Source organism: Mycobacterium sp. E3305 (assembly GCF_001666785.1).
Taxonomy (GTDB): domain Bacteria; phylum Actinomycetota; class Actinomycetes; order Mycobacteriales; family Mycobacteriaceae; genus Mycobacterium.
The window spans coordinates 1-19751 of the sequence record NZ_LZJA01000241.1 but is presented as its reverse complement, the minus strand read 5'-3'; the positions used below and the strand labels follow the sequence as shown (position 1 = coordinate 19751).

Annotated in this window: 19 protein-coding genes; 7 read left to right on the top strand and 12 right to left on the bottom strand. The window is 70.4% G+C overall.

Annotated elements, in window-relative coordinates:
* Positions 1–52: 52 nt before the first annotated feature.
* Genes A5701_RS22265 through rfbD form a run of 3 tightly spaced genes read right to left on the bottom strand, consistent with a single transcriptional unit; the run spans position 53 to position 2901 of the window.
* Positions 53–1132: a sugar phosphate nucleotidyltransferase gene (locus tag A5701_RS22265; RefSeq protein WP_067758988.1), complete on the bottom strand. Its 1080-nt coding sequence runs from the start codon at positions 1130–1132 to the stop codon at positions 53–55.
* Positions 1125–2021: a glycosyltransferase family 2 protein gene (locus tag A5701_RS22260; RefSeq protein WP_067758985.1), complete on the bottom strand. Its 897-nt coding sequence runs from the start codon at positions 2019–2021 to the stop codon at positions 1125–1127. Before A5701_RS22260 ends, A5701_RS22265 begins: the two co-directional genes overlap by 8 nt.
* Positions 2014–2901: a dTDP-4-dehydrorhamnose reductase gene (gene rfbD / locus A5701_RS22255; protein WP_067758982.1), complete on the bottom strand. Its 888-nt coding sequence runs from the start codon at positions 2899–2901 to the stop codon at positions 2014–2016. Before rfbD ends, A5701_RS22260 begins: the two co-directional genes overlap by 8 nt.
* A gap of 98 nt (positions 2902–2999) precedes the next feature.
* On the opposite strand from rfbD, the gene A5701_RS22250 reads away from it, so the two are divergent.
* From A5701_RS22250 to ctpC, 4 genes are all read left to right on the top strand, one after another.
* Positions 3000–4472, top strand: a complete 1473-nt coding sequence (locus A5701_RS22250) for an LCP family protein (protein WP_067758979.1) — start codon at positions 3000–3002, stop codon at positions 4470–4472.
* Positions 4460–5173 (top strand): TIGR03089 family protein, encoded by a 714-nt coding sequence (locus A5701_RS22245; protein ID WP_197498886.1) that lies wholly within the window; start codon positions 4460–4462, stop codon positions 5171–5173. The genes A5701_RS22250 and A5701_RS22245 overlap by 13 nt, the downstream gene beginning before the upstream one ends.
* A gap of 90 nt (positions 5174–5263) precedes the next feature.
* The gene (locus A5701_RS22240) at positions 5264–5545 is read left to right on the top strand and encodes a DUF1490 family protein (protein WP_066949897.1); all 282 of its coding nucleotides are present in this window, start codon (positions 5264–5266) and stop codon (positions 5543–5545) included.
* A gap of 11 nt (positions 5546–5556) precedes the next feature.
* A complete protein-coding gene (ctpC, locus tag A5701_RS22235; protein WP_067758976.1) occupies positions 5557–7731 on the top strand; it encodes a manganese-exporting P-type ATPase CtpC in 2175 nt (724 codons plus the stop codon).
* A 1-nt stretch (position 7732) separates the two neighbouring features.
* On the opposite strand, the gene A5701_RS22230 is transcribed toward ctpC, so the two are convergent.
* Together A5701_RS22230 and A5701_RS22225 are read right to left on the bottom strand one after the other, a co-directional pair.
* Positions 7733–8392 carry a cation transporter gene (locus A5701_RS22230; RefSeq protein ID WP_067758972.1) on the bottom strand — a complete coding sequence of 220 codons (660 nt, stop codon included), beginning with the start codon at positions 8390–8392 and terminating at the stop codon, positions 7733–7735.
* 65 nt (positions 8393–8457) lie between these two features.
* Positions 8458–10062, bottom strand: a complete 1605-nt coding sequence (locus tag A5701_RS22225) for an AMP-binding protein (RefSeq protein ID WP_067758969.1) — start codon at positions 10060–10062, stop codon at positions 8458–8460.
* A gap of 116 nt (positions 10063–10178) precedes the next feature.
* On the opposite strand from A5701_RS22225, the gene A5701_RS22220 reads away from it, so the two are divergent.
* Both A5701_RS22220 and A5701_RS22215 read left to right on the top strand, forming a co-directional pair.
* Positions 10179–11093 (top strand): class I SAM-dependent methyltransferase, encoded by a 915-nt coding sequence (locus A5701_RS22220; RefSeq protein WP_067758966.1) that lies wholly within the window; start codon positions 10179–10181, stop codon positions 11091–11093.
* 13 nt (positions 11094–11106) lie between these two features.
* On the top strand, positions 11107–12300 hold the full coding sequence (locus A5701_RS22215) for a CoA transferase (protein ID WP_067758963.1): 1194 nt from the start codon (positions 11107–11109) through the stop codon (positions 12298–12300).
* 4 nt (positions 12301–12304) lie between these two features.
* Here A5701_RS22215 and A5701_RS22210 read toward each other — a convergent pair whose 3' ends face one another.
* The 6 genes from A5701_RS22210 to A5701_RS22185 form a co-directional block, all read right to left on the bottom strand.
* The gene (locus A5701_RS22210; protein ID WP_067758960.1) at positions 12305–12745 is read right to left on the bottom strand and encodes a response regulator; all 441 of its coding nucleotides are present in this window, start codon (positions 12743–12745) and stop codon (positions 12305–12307) included.
* Entirely contained in the window at positions 12742–14280 is a 1539-nt protein-coding gene (locus A5701_RS22205) for a CHASE3 domain-containing protein (protein ID WP_082954865.1), read from the bottom strand. The genes A5701_RS22210 and A5701_RS22205 overlap by 4 nt, the downstream gene beginning before the upstream one ends.
* Positions 14281–14351: 71 nt before the next feature.
* On the bottom strand, positions 14352–15545 hold the full coding sequence (locus tag A5701_RS22200) for a PP2C family protein-serine/threonine phosphatase (protein ID WP_067758956.1): 1194 nt from the start codon (positions 15543–15545) through the stop codon (positions 14352–14354).
* Between the two features lie 137 nt (positions 15546–15682).
* Complete coding sequence (locus A5701_RS22195) at positions 15683–16852, bottom strand: acyl-CoA dehydrogenase (RefSeq protein ID WP_067758953.1); 1170 nt, start codon at positions 16850–16852, stop codon at positions 15683–15685.
* Between the two features lie 18 nt (positions 16853–16870).
* Positions 16871–17383, bottom strand: coding sequence for a 5-(carboxyamino)imidazole ribonucleotide mutase (purE, locus tag A5701_RS22190; protein ID WP_067758950.1), 513 nt, complete (start codon positions 17381–17383; stop codon positions 16871–16873).
* On the bottom strand, positions 17376–18605 hold the full coding sequence (locus A5701_RS22185) for a 5-(carboxyamino)imidazole ribonucleotide synthase (RefSeq protein WP_082950278.1): 1230 nt from the start codon (positions 18603–18605) through the stop codon (positions 17376–17378). The genes purE and A5701_RS22185 overlap by 8 nt, the downstream gene beginning before the upstream one ends.
* Positions 18606–18702: 97 nt before the next feature.
* Between A5701_RS22185 and A5701_RS22180 the strand changes: the two genes are divergently transcribed.
* Entirely contained in the window at positions 18703–19362 is a 660-nt protein-coding gene (locus A5701_RS22180; RefSeq protein ID WP_067758944.1) for a GtrA family protein, read from the top strand.
* On the opposite strand, the gene A5701_RS22175 is transcribed toward A5701_RS22180, so the two are convergent.
* The coding region (locus tag A5701_RS22175; RefSeq protein WP_067758941.1) for a PH domain-containing protein at positions 19317–19751 on the bottom strand (435 nt) is incomplete at its 5' end. The genes A5701_RS22180 and A5701_RS22175 overlap by 46 nt on opposite strands.

Genomic DNA, 19751 nt, shown 5'->3' with positions numbered 1-19751 from the left:
ACGGCGCCGGGCGCCACGCTGGCGTGACGCTCGGCGGAAGAGGGCGTGCGCCTTAGACGTCGCTCGAGTAGCGGATCCCGCCGTCGGGAATCGCAACGCCGGGCCAGACCCGGGCGCCGCGCAGCAGCTCGCAGCGCGCGCCGATGTCGGCGCCGTCGCCGATCACGCCGTCGCGGATCAGCGCCCGCGGGCCGATGCGCGCGCCGAAGCCGATGATCGAGCGCTCGATCACGCTGCCGGCCTCGACCTTGACGCCGTCGAAGATCACCGCGCCGTCCAGCCGCACGCCGGGCCCGATCTCGGCGCCCCGCCCGACGACGGTGCCGCCGACCAGCACCGCGCCCGGCGACACCGCCGCGCCGTCGTGCACCAGCTGCTCGCCGCGGTGGCCGTGCAGCGCGGGTGACGGCGCGATGCCGCGCACCAGGTCCGCCGAGCCGCGCACGAAGTCCTCCGGTGTGCCCATGTCCCGCCAGTAGGTGGCGTCGACGTAGCCGCAGACCTTGACGTCCGGGTCCTTGAGCAGGGCCGGGAACACCTCGCGTTCGACCGACACCTCGCGGCCCCGCGGGATCCGGTCGATGATGCCGCGGGCGAACACGTAAGTGCCCGCGTTGATCTGGTCGGTCGGCGGGTCCTGCGTCTTCTCCACGAAGGCGGTGACCCGGCCGTTCTCGTCGGTGGTGACGCAGCCGAAGGCCCGGGGGTCGCCCACCCGCACCAGGTGCAGCGTGACGTCGGACTGCTGGGCCCGGTGGAAGTCGATGATCTGGTTGAGGTCCGAGCCCGAGAGCACGTCGCCGTTGAACACCAGCACGGTGTCGTGGCGCAGGTGGCCGGCGACGTTGGCGATGCCGCCGCCGGTCCCCAGGGGGCTGTCCTCGGTGACGTATTCGATCTGCAGGCCCAGCTTGGATCCGTCGCCGAACTCCGCCTCGAACACCGCGGCCTGGTACGAGGTGCTCAGGATGACGTGCTCGATGCCCGCTGCGGCGATCCTCGACAGGAGGTGGGTCAGGAACGGCAGACCGGCGGTGGGCAGCATCGGCTTGGGCGCCGAGAGCGTCAGCGGCCGCAGCCGGGTGCCCTTGCCGCCGACCAGAATCACCGCATCGACTTGCGGGTTAGCCATTTGCGCGCCGCCCTTCCGCCAGTTTCCGTCTCCGATCCCGCAGCGCGCCGCGCACCATCAGGCGGGACCGCAACGCCAACGAGCCCCGCAGCACCCAGCGCAGCGGCGCCCGCCACCACCCCGCGTGCCGGTCGGCCAGGAACAGGTAGGTGCTCTCGTGATGCGCGGCCAGGTGGCTCGCCGGGTCGTCCCCGGTGGAGTGGCCCTTGTGGTGCAACACCTCGGCCGACGGCACGTAGACGCTCAGCCAGCCGGCCCGGCCGAGCCGGTCCCCGAGGTCGACGTCTTCCATATACATGAAGTAGCGCTCGTCGAACCCGCCGACCTGGGCGAAGGCGGACCGACGGACCAGCAGACAAGACCCGGACAACCAGCCCACCGGGCGTTCGGTGGGCTCCAGCCGCTCCTGCCGGTAGGCCGCCGACCACGGGTTGCGCTTCCAGACCGGGCCGACGACCGCGTGCATGCCGCCGCGGACCAGGCTGGGCAGGTGCCGCGCCGACGGGTACACCGAGCCGTCCGGGTCGCGAATCAGCGGGCCGAGTGCGCCGGCGCGCGGCCAGCGGGTCGCGGCGTCCAGCAGGGCGTCGATGCTGCCCGGACCCCATTGCACGTCCGGGTTTGCCACGATCACCCAGTCGTCGCCCGGGTCGAGTTGTTCGACCGCCCGGTTCACCGCGGTGCCGTACCCGAGGTTGGCCCCGGTGTGGAACAGCCGAACGTTCGGGTAGCGCTCGACGGCGGCCTCCGGCGTCCCGTCGGTGGAGCCGTTGTCGGCCATCAGCACGCACACGGGCCGCTCGGTGGCCAGCGACAGCGAGGCCAGGAAGCGCTCGAGGTGTGGGCCCGGTGAGTAGGTCACCGTCACGACCGGCAGGACGTCAGTCACGCGTCGAGGGTAACGGTCGGTCGGCGGCCGCGAGCGCCGCGACAAGCGCGGGGCGCCAGGGCCGTAACGGCCGCAGGCCCGCCGCGGCGGACTCGCGGCCCGACAGCGCGGAGTAGGCCGGGCGCGGCGCGGGCCTGGGAAACTCGGCGGTGCTGACCGGCCGGACGCGCTCGGGGTCGGCGCCGCATGCCTCGAAAATCGCGCGGGTCTGCTCGAAGCGGGACACCGCGCCCTCGTTGGCGGCGTGCAGGATCGGCCCGGGCACGCCGTCGTCGGCGATCTGCAGTAGCGCCTCCGCCAGGTCGCCCACGTAGGTGGGCGACCCGACCTGGTCGTCGACCACGTTGACCGGGCCGTCCCCGGCGGCCAGCCGGCGCATGACGGCGACGAAGTCCTTGCCGTCGGCGCCGGTGTAGACCCAGGCGGTGCGGACGATGACGGCCTCGGGAAGCGCCGCCAGCACGGCCTGCTCCCCGGCGAGCTTGCTGCGCCCGTAGACCCCCGACGGCGCGGTCCGGTCGCTGGGCTCATACGGGCGCGGGTCGGCGCCGTCGAAGTCCCCGTTGAAGACGTAGTCGGTGGAGACGTGGATGAACCGGGCGCCGACGCGCGCGCAGGCGCGGGCGATGTTCTCCGGTCCGGTGGAGTTGACGGCGTAGGCGCCGGCCTCGTCGCTCTCGGCGCCGTCGACGTCGGTGTACGCCGCGCAGTTGATCACCACGTCGCCACCGCGGACGATCCGCTCGGCGGCGGCGGGGTCGGTGATGTCCCACTCCGACGACGTGAGGGCCAGCACGTCACGGCCCTGACCGGCCGCGAGCGAGCGCAAGTAGCGGCCCAGTTGGCCCCCGGCACCGGCGATCACGATCCTGCTCGACATGGTTTGAGTTTGGCATGCGCGCAAAAGCGCGGGCGACGGCCGGGGCGCGCGGGGGTTCGCTACCCGCGAAGCGTCTGTGTCGCAAGTAACCTAGTGGGATGCCTGTGCAACGTGTGGTTCGTGTGATTGCCACTGCGCTCACGCTCGTTGTCGTCCTCGGCACCGGGCTGGCGTGGAGCAACGTCCGCTCCTTCGAGGACGGCATCTTCCACATGTCCGCACCCTCGCTCGGCAAGGGCGGCGACGACGGCGCGATCGACATCCTGCTGGTCGGCCTCGACAGCCGCACCGACGCCCACGGCAACCCGCTGTCGCAGGAGGAACTGGCCACCCTGCGCGCCGGCGACGAGGAAGCGACCAACACCGACACGATCATCCTGATCCGGATCCCCAACAACGGGAAGTCGGCGACCGCCATCTCGATCCCCCGCGACTCCTACGTCGCGGCCCCCGGCCTGGGCAAGACGAAGATCAACGGCGTCTACGGCCAGACCCGCGAGGCCAAGCGCACCAGCCTGGTCAAGGCCGGCGACTCGGCCGAGGACGCCGCCGCGCAGGGCACCGAGGCCGGGCGCGAAGCGCTGATCAAGACCGTCGCCGACCTCACCGGCGTCACCGTGGACCACTACGCCGAGATCGGCCTGCTCGGGTTCTCGTTGATCACCGACGCGCTCGGCGGCGTGGACGTCTGCCTCAAAGAGCCGGTGTTCGAACCGCTTTCGGGTGCCGACTTCCCGGCCGGCCCGCAGCGGCTGGACGGGCCGGAGGCGCTGAGCTTCGTCCGCCAGCGGCACGAGCTGCCGCGCGGCGACCTGGACCGGGTGGTGCGCCAGCAGGTGGTGATGGCCTCGCTGGCCCACCGGGTCATCTCCGGCAAGACGCTGTCCAGCCCCACCACGGTCAAGAGGCTCGAGGCGGCCGTGCAGCGCTCGGTGGTGATCTCGTCGGGTTGGGACGTCATGGACTTCGTGCAGCAGATGCAGAAACTGGCCGGTGGCAATGTCGCGTTCGCCACCATCCCGGTGCTCGACGGCGCCGGCTGGAGCGACGACGGCATGCAGAGCGTGGTGCGGGTGGATCCGCACCAGGTCGCCGACTGGGTCAGCGGGCTGCTGCACGACCAGGAGCAGGGCAAGACCGAGGAGATCGCCTACACCCCGGCGAAGACCACCGCCAGCGTGGTCAACGACACCGACATCAACGGGCTGGCGTCGGCGGTGTCGCAGGTGTTGACGTCCAAGGGATTTGGTGCGGGCACGGTTGGCAACAACGATGGCGGCCACGTCAAGGGCAGCCAGGTGCGGGCCGCCAAGACCGACGACGTGGGCGCCCAGGAGGTGTCCAAGGAGCTGGGCGGGTTGCCGGTGGTCGCTGATCCGTCCCTGGCACCGGGCTCGGTTCGGGTGGTGCTGGGCAACGACTACAGCGGCCCCGGTTCGGGCCTGTCCGGCACCGGGACGGTGATGCCCGCCCGGGTGTCCAACGTCGGTTCGGTGGCGGCGGACCCCAACGTCCCGGCGCCCTCGCCGATCCTGACCGCCGGTTCCGACAAGCCCGAGTGCATCAACTGAGCACGCTTTCCGGCGCCATCCTGGACCCGATGCTGCGGGCCGATCCGGTCGGCCCGCGCATCACCTATTACGACGACGCCACCGGCGAGCGCATCGAGTTGTCCGCGGTCACGCTGGCCAACTGGGCGGCCAAGACCGGCAACCTGTTGCGCGACGAGCTGGGCGCCGGGCCGGGCAGCCGGGTCGCGATCCTGCTGCCGGCGCACTGGCAGACCGCGGCCGTGTTGTTCGGCGTGTGGTGGATCGGCGCCGAGGCGGTGCTCGAACCGGGCGCGGCGGACCTCGCACTGTGCACCGCCGGGCGGCTGGACGAGGCGGACTCGATGGCCGGTGAGGTGGCGGTGCTGTCGCTGGACCCGTTCGGTCGTCCGGCCGCGGACCTCCCGATCGGCGTCACCGACTACGCCACCGCCGTGCGCGTGCACGGCGACCAAATCGTCGCCGAACGCCATCCCGGCCCGGCGCTGGCCGGCCGGTCCGTCGACGAGGTGCTGGCCGACTGCCAAAGCTCTGCCGCCGCAAGGGAATTGACCGCCAAGGACCGGGTGCTTTCCACCGCCGCGTGGCCAGGCCCCCGGGAACTGGTGGACGGCCTGTTGGCGATCCTGGCCGTCGGCGCGTCGCTGGTGCAGGTCGCCCATCCCGACCCGTCGGCGCTGGCGCGCCGGATCGAGACCGAGAAGGTCACCCGGGTGCTCTAGGGACGCGCGATTCATATTGATATCGCTATATTTCAATGTTAACGTCGAGCGAGCGTCGGTTGACGCGGCGACGACAAGGAGGTCCGGGCAATGGCGGGGTACGCGCTCTTGGCAAAGGCGGCATCGACTGTGGTCACCGGCCTCGTCGGCGTGACGGCTTACGAGGTGGTGCGCAAGGCCGTGGCCAAGGCGCCGCTGCACGAGACCGCGGTGTCGGCGGCGGAGCTCGGGCTGCGCGGAACCCGCAAGGCCGAGGAGGCCGCCGAGTCGGCCCGGCTCAAGATCGCCGACGTCATGGCAGAAGCCCGCGAGCGCATCGGCGAGGAAGCGCCCACCCCGGCCGTCGCCGACGTCCACCAGCACGACCACTGACCCCCGTTTACATGGCGCTCGCCACCGCCCTCGAGCCGGTCCGCTCGAAAGACCCTGCGCTGCAGGTTATTTCGGATGCGGCCGGGCGCATGCGGGTTTCCGTCGACTGGCTGCGGTGCGACTCCCGGCGCGCGGTGGCGGTCGAGGAGGCCGTCGCCAAGGAGGACGGCGTGCGTGTGGTGCACGCCTACCCGCGCACCGGATCGGTCGTCGTCTGGTACTCGCCCCGGCGGTGTGACCGCGCCGCGGTGCTGGCGGCGATTGCCTCCGCCGCGCACGTCGCCGCCGAGCTGATCCCGGCCCGCGCTCCGCATTCGTCGGAGATCCGCAATACCGACGTGCTGCGGATGGTCATCGGCGGCGCGGCGCTGGCCCTGCTCGGCGTGCGCCGCTACGTGTTCGCCCGGCCACCGCTGTTGGGCCCGAACGGCCGGATCCTGGCCACCGGCGTCACCATCTTCACCGGCTACCCGTTCCTGCGCGGGGCGCTGCGCTCGTTGCGCTCGGGCCGGGCCGGCACCGACGCCCTGGTGTCGGCCGCGACGGTGGCGAGCCTGGTGCTGCGCGAGAACGTGGTGGCGCTCACCGTGCTGTGGCTGCTCAACATCGGTGAGTACCTGCAGGACCTGACTTTGCGCCGCACCCGGCGGGCGATCTCGGAGCTGCTGCGCGGCAGCCAGGACACGGCCTGGATCCGGCTCGCCGACGGGGCCGAGGTCCAGGTCCCCATCGATACAGTGGAGATCGGCGACGAGGTGATCATTCACGACCACGTCGCGATCCCGGTCGACGGCGAGGTCGTCGACGGCGAGGCGATCGTCAACCAGTCCGCGATCACCGGTGAGAACCTGCCCGTTTCGGTCGCAGTGGGCGCGCACGTGCACGCCGGGTCGGTCGTGGTGCGCGGGCGCCTCGTGGTGCGGGCCGAGGCCGTCGGCAACCAGACGGCGATCGGACGCATCATCACCCGCGTCGAGGAGGCGCAGCACGACCGGGCGCCCATCCAGACCGTCGGCGAAAACTTCTCCCGCCGTTTCGTTCCCACCTCGTTCATCGTCTCGGCGCTCACCCTGGCGGTCACCGGGGACGTGCGCCGCGCGATGACCATGCTGCTGATCGCCTGCCCCTGCGCGGTGGGCCTGTCCACCCCGACGGCCATCAGCGCCGCGATCGGCAACGGCGCGCGCCGCGGCATCCTGATCAAGGGCGGATCGCACCTCGAGCAGGCCGGCCGGGTGGACGCGATCGTGTTCGACAAGACCGGCACGCTGACCGTCGGCCGTCCGGTGGTCACCAACATCATTGCGTTGCACAAGGATTGGGAGCCCGAGCAGGTGCTGGCCTACGCGGCCAGCTCGGAGATCCACTCCCGCCATCCACTGGCCGAGGCGGTGATCCGCTCGACCGAGGAGCGCCACATCACCATCCCGCCGCACGAGGAGTGCGAGGTCCTGGTCGGCCTGGGCATGCGCACCTGGGCCGACGGCCGCACCCTGCTGCTCGGCAGCCCCGGCCTGCTGCGCGCCGAGAAGGTGCGGGTGTCGAAGAAGGCCTCGGAGTGGGTGGACAGGCTGCGGCGCCAGGCCGAGACCCCGCTGTTGCTCGCGGTCGACGGCAAGCTGGTGGGCTTGATCAGCCTGCGCGACGAGGTGCGCACCGAAGCGGTCGAGGTGCTTAAACAGTTGCGGGACAATGGGATTCGCCGCATCGTCATGCTCACCGGCGACCATCCCGACATCGCCCAGGTGGTCGCCGAGGAACTGGGGATCGACGAGTGGCGCGCCGAGGTGATGCCGGAGGACAAGCTCGAGGTGGTGCGCGGCCTGCAGAACGACGGCTACGTGGTCGGCATGGTCGGTGACGGCATCAACGACGCCCCGGCACTGGCGGCGGCCGACATCGGGATCGCGATGGGCCTGGCCGGAACGGACGTCGCGGTGGAGACCGCCGATGTGGCGCTGGCCAACGACGACCTGCATCGCCTGCTCGACGTCCGGGATCTGGGCGCCCGGGCCGTCGACGTCATCCGGGAGAACTACGGCATGTCGATCGCGGTCAACGCCGCCGGGCTGATCATCGGCGCGGGCGGCGCGCTGTCCCCCGTGCTGGCCGCGATCCTGCACAACGCGTCGTCGGTCGCGGTGGTGGCCAACAGCTCCCGGCTGATCCGGTACCGGCTCGACTAGCTCAGCAGCAGCCGCAGTCGTGGCCGCGCCAGGCCCTCACACCCTGCCAGGCCGCGACGCCGGCGATCCCGAGCCCGACCGCCGGGTCGATCCACCAGCCGCCGGACCAAAGCGCCATCGTCGCCAGCCCGACGAGCACCCCGGCCGCCTGGGCGGCGCACAGGTAGTTCTGCATCCCCTCGGCCTCGGTGGCGCCCGAGTCCAGCCGCGCGCCCAGTCGGCGGTTGGCCCGGCCGAGGATCGGCATCAGCAGCAACCCGGCGGCGGTCAGCGCGAGCCCGATCGCCGACGCCTCGGCGCGGTGCTCACCGATCAGCTCCCGCACGGATTCCGCGGCGATGTACGGGGCGGTCAGCCAGAACGACACCGCGACACCGCGTTGCGCGCGCCGCTCGGCGTCTGCCGAGAAGGTCCTGGCTCCGCTGAACCGCCACACCACCATCGCGCTGCCCAGCGCCTCGGACACCCCGCCGAGCGCCCAGCCGGTCAGCGCCACCGACCCGACCGCCAGGCCCTGCCACAGCCCGACGGCGCCCTCGACCAGCACCGCGACCAGGCTGATCCACGCGAGGCGCCGCGCCCACTCGGCGCTGCGCCGCCAACCGGCGTCCCGCGCCGCGGCGAGGGCGTGGCCGTCGGCGGTGAGCGAGAAGGTGGTCATGGCGCGAGGCTAGCGGCGATCACGCCCGGCGGCAGTCCCGGACACCAGCTAGTAACACAACCGTGTCAAACCTGACCGGTCAGCACCCGCTTGAGCACCTTTCCGCCCGCGTTGCGGGGCAGCGCGTCGACGAACAGCACGTCGCGGGGGACCTTGAAGCGGGCCAGCCGGTCCCGCACGTACTGCCTGACGTCATCCTCCGTCAGCGTCGCGCCCGGCCGCACCACGACGTAGGCACGCAACCGCTGCCCGAACTCCTCGTCGCCGACCCCGACCACCGCGACGTCGAGGACGTCGGGGTGGTGTGAGAGCGCCTCCTCGACCTCGCCGGGGTAGACGTTCTCCCCGCCGGAGACGATCATCTCGTCGTCGCGCCCATCGATGAAGAGCCGGCCGTCGGCGTCGAAGTGACCGACGTCGCCCGTGGACATCAGGCCCCGGATCGACTCCTTGGTGCCGCCACCGGTGTAGCCCTCGAAGGCCAGCACGTTGCCGACGAAGATGCGCCCCGGCGTCCCCGGCGGCGCCTCACGCCCGTCGGCGGTGAAGACCTTGACCACCGAGCCGGGCACCACCGCACCCACGCAGCCCGGCGCGACGGCCAGATCCGCGGGCGTGGCGATGGTGGCGTAGGCGACCTCGGTCGACCCGTACATGTTGTAGACCACGGGCCCGAGCGCCTCGAGCGCGCGAGTGGCCAGCGCGGCGCCCAGCTGCGAGCCGCCGATGAACACGATGCGCAGCGCCGACAGGTCGTGCTCGGCCAGGGCGGCGGGGCCCAGGTCGAGCAGGCGCCGCAACATGATCGGCACCACGATCATGGCGCTGGCCCGGTGTGCGGCCAGGCTGGCCAGCGTCTCCCGGGCATCGAAGTGGCGGCGCAGCACCAGGGTCGAGCCCAGCACCATGCCGTACATCGCATGGCTGAAACCCATCGAATGGAACAGCGGCACACAGCATTCGGTGACTTCCCGGCCGCGGAACGGGACCTTCCCGAGCAGGCCGCCGACCGGTATCAGCGAGTAGGGCTCCGAACGCGCGGCGCCCTTCGGCGTTCCGGTCGTCCCGCTGGTCGAGATGACGATCTTGGGCCGCCCGCCGGAGGCCGGCGGCGGGGCGGGATCACCCCGCTCGATCAGCGCGTCGAGCGAGTCGGAATCGGGCGTCTCCGTCCAGGCCAGGACGCGGCCGAGCGGCGGCCGGGCGTCGGCGACGACGGCGCCGTACTCCTCGTCGTAGACCAGGAGATCGGCGCGTTCGGAGGCCAGCATCCCGGCCAGCTGCGGGGCGCCGAAGCCGGTGTTGAGCAGCAGGACACCGGCGCCGCACTTGCCTGCGGCGTAGACGGCTTCCAGAAAGCCGCGGTGATTGCCGACCAGGATGGCCACGCCGTGACCCGGGCCCAGGCCGCGCCGGCGCCACTCGTTGGCCAGCGCGTTGGTCCGGCGGTCAAGTTCACCGAACGTCAGCGGGCCGCGCTCGTCGATCAGCGCCACCCCGTCGGGGTCCCGTCCGGCGGCGATCGCCGTCGCCGCACCCAGGATGCCGTAGCGCCGAACGGCGCCCAGCACCGGCGCGACGCGGCCGGGCGGTATCCACCGCAATCCCCCGGACCGGGCGTAGAGGAGCAGTGACCGGGCTTCCGCACCCGCGCGCCGAAGAATTTGCACACGTCGATGCTGCCGCCCGACACCGCGCCGGATAAGGGCGCAACGCCACTACGGACGGGGTCTTTCGTCACCATCGTTATTCTGGCTAACGACTAGACGGAAGGGGACGATTGCCGATGACGCGCACCGACAACGACAGCTGGGACCTGGCCACGAGTGTGGGGGCGACCGCCACCATGGTGGCCGCCGGACGGGCCCGGGCCACCCGCGACGGGCTGATCGACGACCCGTTCGCCGAGCCGCTGGTGCGGGCGGTCGGGGTGGACTTCATGACGCGCTGGGCGGCCGGCGAACTGGACTCCGCCGACGTCGACGAGCCCGGGGCGCCGTGGGGCATGCAACGCATGACCGACATGCTGGCCGCCCGCACGCGCTACATCGACGCCTTCTTCGCCGAGGCCGGCGCCGCGGGGATAAGCCAGGTGGTGATCCTGGCCTCCGGCCTGGACGCGCGGGCCTACCGGCTGCCCTGGCCGGCGGGCACCACGGTGTACGAGATCGACCAGCCGGAGGTCATCGAGTTCAAGACCGCCACCATCGCCGAGCTCGGTGCCCGGCCCACCGCCGAGGTGCGCGCCGTGCCGATCGACCTGCGCCACGATTGGCCGTCGGCGCTGCGAGACGCCGGATTCGACACCGCTCGACCCACCGCCTGGGCCGCCGAGGGATTGCTCGGCTTCCTGCCGCCCGAGGCGCAGGACCGGCTGCTCGACGACATCACCGCGCTGAGCGCCGCCGGCAGCCGGCTGGTGGCCGAGGTCTTCATCAACTCCGGCGCCAACGGGGACGCCCTGAACGCCGCCAGCCAGAAGTGGCGGGACAACGGCCTCGACATCGCGCTCGGCGACCTGGGCTTTCCGGGTGAGCGCAACGACGCGGCGACCCACCTGGAGCGGCACGGCTGGCGCCCGACTCGCACACCCCTGAATCAGCTGTTGGCCGACAACGGGTTACCTTTGCAGCGCACCGATCCCGGTGCGCCGTTCGCCCAGAACTACTACTGCATCGCAGAGTTGCACGCGGCCCGTTGACGGAAGGCCACCGATGGCAGACAGCACGCCCGCCAAGCCACTTGACGGATTCCGGGTACTCGATTTCACCCAGAACATTGCCGGGCCGCTGGCCGGTCAGGTGCTGGCCGACCTGGGCGCCGAGGTGATCAAAGTGGAGGCGCCCCACGGTGAGGCGGCGCGGCAGATCACCGCGGTGCTGCCCGGGCGCCCGCCGCTGCCCACGTTGTTTCTGCCCCACAACCGGGGCAAGAAGTCGGTGGCGGTGGACCTCACCGACGACGAGGCCAAGCAGCAGATCCTGCGGCTGGTCGACACGGCCGACGTCGTGCTGGAGGGATTCCGCCCCGGCGTGATGGAGCGCATGGGCCTGGGCCCCGATGACCTGCGCGCACGCAACCCCAGGCTGATCTACGCGCGGCTGTCGGCCTACGGCGGCAACGGCCCGCACGGCAGCAGGCCGGGCGTCGACCTGATGGTCGCCGCCGAGTCGGGCATGACCACCGGGATGCCCACGCCGACCGGCAAGCCCCAGATCATCCCGTTCCAGCTCGTCGACGCCGCCAGCGGTCACGTACTGGCGCAGGCGGTGCTGGCCGCGCTGCTCAACCGGGAGCGCCACGGGGTGGCCGACGTGGTGCGGGTGGCAATGTACGACGTCGCGGTCAACCTGCAGGCCGGCCAGCTCACGATCCACCTGAACAAGCCGAGCGAGGCGCCCAAACCCGATGCGGCACCGAAAGCCAAGAAGCGCAAGGGAGTCGGCTTCGCCACCCAGCCGTCGGACGCGTTCAAGGCCGCCGACGGGTACCTGGTGATCAGCGCGTACGTGCCCAAGCACTGGGCGAAGCTGTGCCAGATCATCGGCCGCCCCGACCTGCTGACCGACCAGCGGTTCATCGACCAGCGTTCGCGCGCAATGAATTACCACGAACTGACCGAGGAGCTCGAGTCTGCGCTGGCCGCCAAGACCGCGGCCGAATGGGTCGAGCTGCTTCAAGAAGGCGGCCTGATGGCCTGCCTGGCCTACACCTGGAAGCAGGTGGTGGACACCCCGCTGTTCGCCGAGAACGAGCTCGCCCTGCGCGTCGGCGACGGCGACGACACCGTCACGGTGGTCCGTATGCCCGCGCGCTACTCGAGCTTCGACGCGGCGGCCACCGAACCGCCGCCCGCGCCGGGACAGCACAACGACGAGTTCCTCACCGCGCCGCAGACCACGTCGTAAGCCGTCACTGGCTGGGCAGCCGCACCACCTGGACGAAGAACTCGTCGATCTGCTGGACGGCCTTCATGAACTGGTCCAGGTCAACGGGTTTGGTGACATACGCGTTGGCGTGCAGCTTGTAGCTGCGCAGAATGTCCTCCTCCGCCGATGAGGTGGTGAGCACGACGACCGGGATGCGGGCCAGATCGGGGTCGGACTTGACCTTCTCCAGCAGCTGACGGCCGTCGTATTTCGGCAGGTTCAGGTCCAGCAGGATGAGGTCGGGCCGCGGCGCGTCGGAGAACTGACCGCGCCGGTAGAGGTAGTCGAGGCCTTCCTCGCCGTCGTGCGCGACATGAAGCCGGTTGTTGAGTTTGTTGTGCTCGAACGCTTCTCGCGTGATCAGCTCGTCCCCCGGGTCGTCTTCGACGAGCAGGATGTCGATCGCTCTACCTTCTGACGTCATTGATGCGCTCCTTCCAAAGCGTCTGCGTCTGCTTCGCCAACGGGCTCGGGCTCGGGCATGGACATGGGCAGGGTGAACTCGAACCGGGTGCCCTCGGTGCGGGTCGTGTCGATCCGGATGGTGCCGCCGTGGTGCTCGACGATCTTCTTGACCAGCGCGAGGCCGACGCCGGTCCCGGCGTACACGTCGCGGCCGTGCAGGCGTTGGAAGATGACGAAGACCTTGTCGGCGAACTCCGCCGGGATGCCGATGCCGTTGTCCGACACGGTGATCACCCATTCGCGGTCATGAGCGGCGGTGCCCGGTGCGCACTCGATGACGACGCGTGGCCTGCGGTCCTTGTGCCGGAACTTCACCGCGTTGCCGATGAGGTTCTGCCACAGCATCGTCAGCAGCATCGGGTCGCCCTTGATCCGCGGCAGGGAGTCGGGTCGCACGACCTCGGCGTCGGATTCCTCGATCGCGGTGGCCAGGTTGGCCAGACCGGAGTCCAGCGTGGTGTCGAGGTCGACGTCGGTTTCCGTGGTGCCGAGCCGGCCGACGCGCGAAAAGGTGAGCAGGTCGTTGATCAGCGCCTGCATCCGCTTGGCCCCGTCGACCGCGAAGCCGATGTATTCGATGCCGCGCTCGTCGAGCTGATCGCCGTAGCGCCGCTCCAGCAGCTGGCAGAACGAGGCGACCTTGCGCAGCGGCTCCTGCAGGTCGTGCGACGCCACGTAAGCGAACTGCTCGAGTTCGGTGTTGGACCGGCGCAATTCGGCCGCCTGCTCGTCCAGTTGCGCCTGCGCCGAGTGTGAGATCTCGAGCTCCTCGACCATCCGCCTGCGCATGTTCTCCACGTCGATCGCCATGTCGCGAACGTCCTTGGGCCGCTTCGGCGCCGCGATGCTTTCCTCGAAGCTGCCCTGGGTGATCCGGCGGCACGCCGCGGCCAGCGCCGCGAGCGGCCGGGCGACCGTCTCCCGGATCAGGAACCCCAGCATCCCGGCCGTGACGAAGAACAACAACACCATGGCACCGAAAGCCCTGTCGCGCCAGGCATCAACGCGTTTGAGTTCGCCCGCCGCGGCCGCCCGGGCCGCGGACAGGTTCGCATTCTGGGTATCGAAAAGCATTCGCAGATGGTCGAATTCGGCCTTACCGCGCTCGGCCGACGGCTTGCTGTTGACGTTCTTGCCGTTCGGCAGCACGGTCGCGATCACCGGTTCGGCATAGCTTTCCCGCCACCTGGCCGCCGCGTCCTCGATCGCGTCCAGGTCACCCAACAGGTCCGGACGCCCACCCAGCCGGCGCCGGATCTCTTCCACCGCAGCCTGTTCGCTGTGCTGACCGTCGTAGTACGGCGTGAGGAATTGCCGGTCTCCGGCGATCAGGTAGCCGCGGATGCCGGTCTCCTGGTCGCGCAGCGCGGCCTGCAGCTGGAAGGCGGCCACGCGCGCCGGCTGGATGTTGTCGACGAGGTCGCGCGTCATCTGGTCCGTGCGATTCAGCAGCAACGCACCGACCACCGCGCCGGCGAGCACCATCGCGCCCATGCTGACCAACACGAGCGCCTGCCATCCGCGCACGGTGAGCTGCGACAGTCGCGGGCGGCGCAACCTCGGGGTCACGTGGTGGTCCTTTCCACCCGCAGCACCGCGATGTCGTCGGTGAGCCCGCCGTGCGACTGGGCGAGCTGCTGCGCGCCGTCGATGAGCGCATCGACGAACTCCGGGCCCGGCTTGGCCGCGTGCGATCGCGCCAGCGCGAGCAGGCCGTCCTCGCCGAGGCGCCGGATGCCTTGTCCCGAATATCCCTCGAACAGCCCGTCGGTCAGCAGCAGCAGCCCCTGACCCGGGGGCAGGTCCATCTCGAACCGCGGCCAGTCATCGTCGGCGCGCAGGCCCAGCGCCGGACCGCCCGGCGGCTCCACCCATTCCACGGCGCCGTCGCGCTGCAACAGCATCCCCGGATGGCCGGCGCGGATGGCGGTGATGCGCGTGCTGTCGGGCGGGATCTCCAAGCTGAGCACGGTCGCGAAAACGCCTGTGTCCGTTCGCTCCGAGTGCAGCACCCGCTCGAGCTGCCGCATCACTTCCACCCCGTGCACGCCGGCGAAGGTGAGCGCGCGAAACGCGATCCGCAGCGCCGCACCCAGGGCGGCCTCGTGCGGCCCGTGGCCGGCGACGTCACCGATCAGGACGTGCACGATCCGATCGGGTGTCTGGACCACGTCGTAGAAGTCCCCGCACAGCAACGCGTCCTCGCGACTCGGGCGGTACCGCGCGACGATGTCGACGCCCGGCTTGTCCAGCAGCAGCGGGGAGGGCAGCAGCCCGCGCTCCAGCAGCGCGTTCTCCCGCGCCCGCAGCCGGGTCGCGTGCAGGTCGGCCGCGATCAGCTCGGCCCGCTTGCGTTCGATCGCATACAGCAGCGCGCGCCGCAGCATCTCCGGCTCGACCCGGCCCTTGACCAGATAGTCCTGGGCGCCCGCAGCGACCGCGGACGCCCCGAAGTACTCGTCGTTCAGTCCGGTCAGCACCACGATCGGCACGGTGGCGTCGTGCTTGGCGATGCGGTCCAGCGCGTCGATGCCGTTGGCGTCGGGCAGGTGCAGGTCCAGCAGCACGCAGTCGGGCCGGGCGGAGGCCAGCTCGCGTTCGGCGTGGGCCATCGACTGCGCCCACACCACCCGGATATCGGCGACGGCGTCGGCGATCAGGTCTTCCACGAGCACCGCGTCCGCCCGGTCGTCCTCGACCAACAGCAACGACAATGACTGCCAACTCGCCGCCGGGGTCACTGGTGCGCGCACGGGCATCAATTCCCGGTCGTCCGGGGATGCGCCAAGGTAGCCACGCTGTTCACTTCAGACCCCCTGGCCGCGGTAAGACACATTTGTTCGACTTTACGTGTGGCCCTACCACCCCGATGGTTAACCGACGGAGATCCTATAGGTCAGCGCAGCAGCGCCCGCGACATGACCACGCGTTGGATCTGATTCGTGCCCTCGTAGATCTGAGTGATCTTGGCGTCGCGCATCATTCGCTCCACCGGGAAGTCGACGGTGTAGCCCGCGCCGCCGAACAGCTGCACGGCGTCGGTGGTCACCTCCATCGCCACGTCGGACGCCCAGCACTTGGACGCCGCGGAGATGAAGCCCAGGTTGGATTCGCCGCGCTCGGCGCGGGCGGCGGCGTGGTAGACCATCAGCCGCGCGGACTCGAGCTTCATGGCCATGTCGGCGAGCATGAACTGCACGCCCTGGTTGTCGCTGACCGGGCGGCCGAACTGCTTGCGGTCCTTGGTGTAGGCGATCGCGGCGTCCAGCGCCCCCTGCGCGATGCCGACCGCCTGCGCGCCGATCGTGGGCCGGGTGTGGTCCAGCGTCGCCAGCGCCGTCTTGAAGCCGGTGCCCGGCTCGCCGATGATCCGGTCGCCCGGGATGCGGCAGTTCTCGAAGTACAGCTCGGTGGTCGGCGAGCCCTTGATGCCGAGCTTGCGTTCCTTGGGACCGACCGTGAACCCCTCGTCGTCGGCGTGCACCATGAACGACGAGATGCCGTTGGCGCCCTTGTCCGGGTCGGTGACCGCCATGACGGTGTACCAGCTCGACTTGCCGCCGTTGGTGATCCAGCACTTGGCGCCGTTGAGAATCCAGTCGTCGCCGTCGGCCTTGGCCCGGGTCCGCATCGAGGCCGCGTCGCTGCCGGCCTCCCGCTCCGAGAGGGCGTAGGACGCCATCGCGGTGCCGTCGGCGATCGACGGCAGCACCTGCTTCTTGAGCTCGTCGGAGCCGCGCAGGATCAGCCCCATGGTGCCCAGCTTGTTCACCGCGGGAATCAGCGACGCCGAGGCGTCGACGCGGGCCACTTCCTCGATCACGATGCACGCCGCCACCGAATCCGCGCCCTGCCCGCCGTACTCCTCGGGCACGTGCACGGCGTTGAACCCCGACGCATTCAGCGCCTCGAGCGCCTCCTGTGGGAACCGCGCATTCTCATCCACGTCGGCCGCGTGCGGGGCGATCTCCTTCTCCGCCAGCGCGCGGATCGCCGCCCGCAACTCCTGGTGTTCCTCGGGCAACTGGAACAGATCGAACGTGGGGTCTCCGGCCCAACCAGCCATCGTGGCCTCCTCTAGCTACTAGCCAGTAACTTTACCCTGGCGCTTTTGCAGCGCCTCATCCTTGGCCCGCACGCTCTCGGCCAGCCGGCCCTGAAACTCGACGATGCGCGCCCGCAGCGCCGGGTCGGACGACCCGAGCATGCGCACGGCGAGCAGGCCCGCGTTGCGGGCGCCGCCGATCGAGACCGTGGCCACCGGCACGCCCGCCGGCATCTGCACGATCGACAGCAGCGAGTCGAGGCCGTCCAGCCGCGCCAGCGGGACGGGCACCCCGATCACCGGCAGCGGCGTCGCCGACGCGACCATCCCCGGCAGGTGTGCGGCGCCGCCGGCGCCCGCGATGATCACCTCGATGCCGCGGTCGGCCGCGCCGCGCGCATAGTCGAACATCACCTGTGGGGTCCGGTGCGCGGAGACCACCCGAACCTCGGCCGGAATGTCGAACTCGGCGAGCGCCTCGGCCGCGTCCTTCATCACCGACCAGTCGCTGTCGCTGCCCATGATCACGCCGACCCTGGGGTTGCTAGTCATGCGGATCCCATCCGTCCGTCCATTGCCCGTGTGACAACCAGTGTGCCGCGAGCTCGGCGCGCTCCCGCAGCGCGGCCAGCTGCGCCATGTCGGAGCCCAGGAAATTGACGTGGCCGACCTTGCGGCCGGGCCGTTCCTCCTTGCCGTAGAGGTGAACCCGCGCGTCGGGCATCCGCGCGAACAGGTGGTGCAACCGCTCGTCGACCGTCATCGCCGGCCGCTGCGCGGCGCCCAGGACGTTCGCCATCACCGTCACCGGGGCGATGGCATCGGTGTCGCCGAGCGGGTAGTCCAGCACCGCCCGCACGTGCTGTTCGAACTGGCTGGTGCGCGCCCCGTCCATGGTCCAGTGCCCGGAGTTGTGCGGCCGCATCGCGAGCTCGTTGACCAGCAGCTCACCCTGGACGGTCTCGAACAGCTCCACCGCGAGCACCCCGACCACGCCGAGTTCGGCGGCCAGCCGCAACGCCAGCTGCTGCGCGGCCGCGGCCACGTGCTCGGGCAGGTTCGGGGCGGGCGCGATCACCTGGACGCAGATCCCGTCGCGCTGGACCGTCTCCACCACCGGCCAGGCCGCGCCCTGGCCGAACGGCGACCGCGCCACCAGCGCCGACAGTTCGCGGCGCAGGTTCACCTGCTCCTCGGCCATCACCGGCACGCCATCGGCCAGGAAGCTGGTCGCGATATCGCGGGCGTGCGAGGGGTCGCGCGCCATCCGCACCCCGCGCCCGTCGTAGCCGCCGCGGACGGCCTTCACCACCACGGGGCCGCCGACGAGCTGCGCGAAGGCGTCCAGCTCCTCGAGATTCGCGATGCCGGCGTAGCGCGGGACCGGGGCGCCCATCGCGTCCAGCCGCCGGCGCATCACCAGCTTGTCCTGGGCGTGCACCAGCGCCTCCGGCGGCGGCGCGACGTTCACCCCCTCGGCAACCAGCTTCTCCAGCAGCTCGTTCGGCACGTGCTCGTGGTCGAACGTCAGCACATGGGCCCCGGCCGCGACCCGGCGCAGGTCGTCCAGCTCGGTGTGCGAACCGATCACGACGTCGGGCGTGACCTGCGCGGCCGGCTCGTCGGCGGCGGTGGCCAGCACGCGCAGCGTCTGCCCGAGGGCGATCGCGGCCTGGTGGGTCATCCGGGCCAGCTGTCCGCCGCCGACCATGGCGACCACCGGCGCTATCGTGGGTGCGGCCCCGGGAGGGCGTATGTTCGGCACGGCCATCATGGTGTCACGGCGCGGGCGGCGTGTTGACCGGCGGTGACGCCGAATCGTTATGTACGATTTTGCGTCTATTTTGTGTCCGTCCGTACACTGACCACTTGTGCCCTTCGCCGACGCCGCAATCGAGCGCATGCCCGGCTTTATTCAGCCCTATTTGCTGCGCCACCACGAACTGATCAAATTCGCCATCGTCGGCGGTACCACGTTCGTGATCGACTCGGCGATTTTCTACACGCTGAAACTGACAATTCTGGACTCCAAGCCGGTCACCGCGAAGGTCATCGCCGGCATCGTCGCGGTCATCGCGTCCTACGTGCTGAACCGGGAGTGGAGCTTCCGCGATCGCGGCGGCCGGGAGCGTCACCACGAGGCGCTGCTGTTCTTCGCGTTCAGCGGGGTGGGCGTGCTGCTGTCGATGGCGCCGCTGTGGTTCTCCAGCTACGTCCTGCAGCTGCGGGAGCCGATGGTGTCGCTGACCGTGGAGAACATCGCCGACTTCATCTCGGCCTACATCATCGGCAACCTGCTGCAGATGGCGTTCCGCTTCTATGCGTTCCGGCGCTGGGTGTTCCCCGACGAGTTCGCGCGCAACCCGGACAAGGCGCTGGAATCCGCCCTCACCGCGGGTGGTATCGCCGAAATGCTCGAGGACGAGATCGAGGGCGGCAACGTCACGCTGCTGCGGTCCTGGCGCAACCGGGCCGGCCGGCTGACTCAGCCGGGCGACTCCTCGGAACCCAGGGTGTCGAAGACTTCGTGATACAGCAGCGCGTGCACCTCGCGCAGCCGCGGTATGTCGTAGAACTCCAACGGGTCTTGTGACGCCGATTCGATAATCAACGTCCCGGTGCGAAACATCCGCTCGGTGATCCGGTCGCGGAATTCCACGCTGTTGATCCGCGCCAGCGGGATATCGATTCCGGTGCGGGTCAGCACCCCGTGCCGAAACATCACCCGCCGGTTCGTCACGACGAAATGGGTGGTCAGCCAGCTCAAGAACGGCCACAGCGTCAGCCAGCCGACGATCACCAGCCAGATGCCCCAGATGACGCCGTAGATGATGTTCTTGGCCAGCTGGCTCCAGTGCGTCGAGTTGAGGTATCCCGACCCGAACGCCGCGATCGCGGTCACCAGCAAAAGGACGACGAC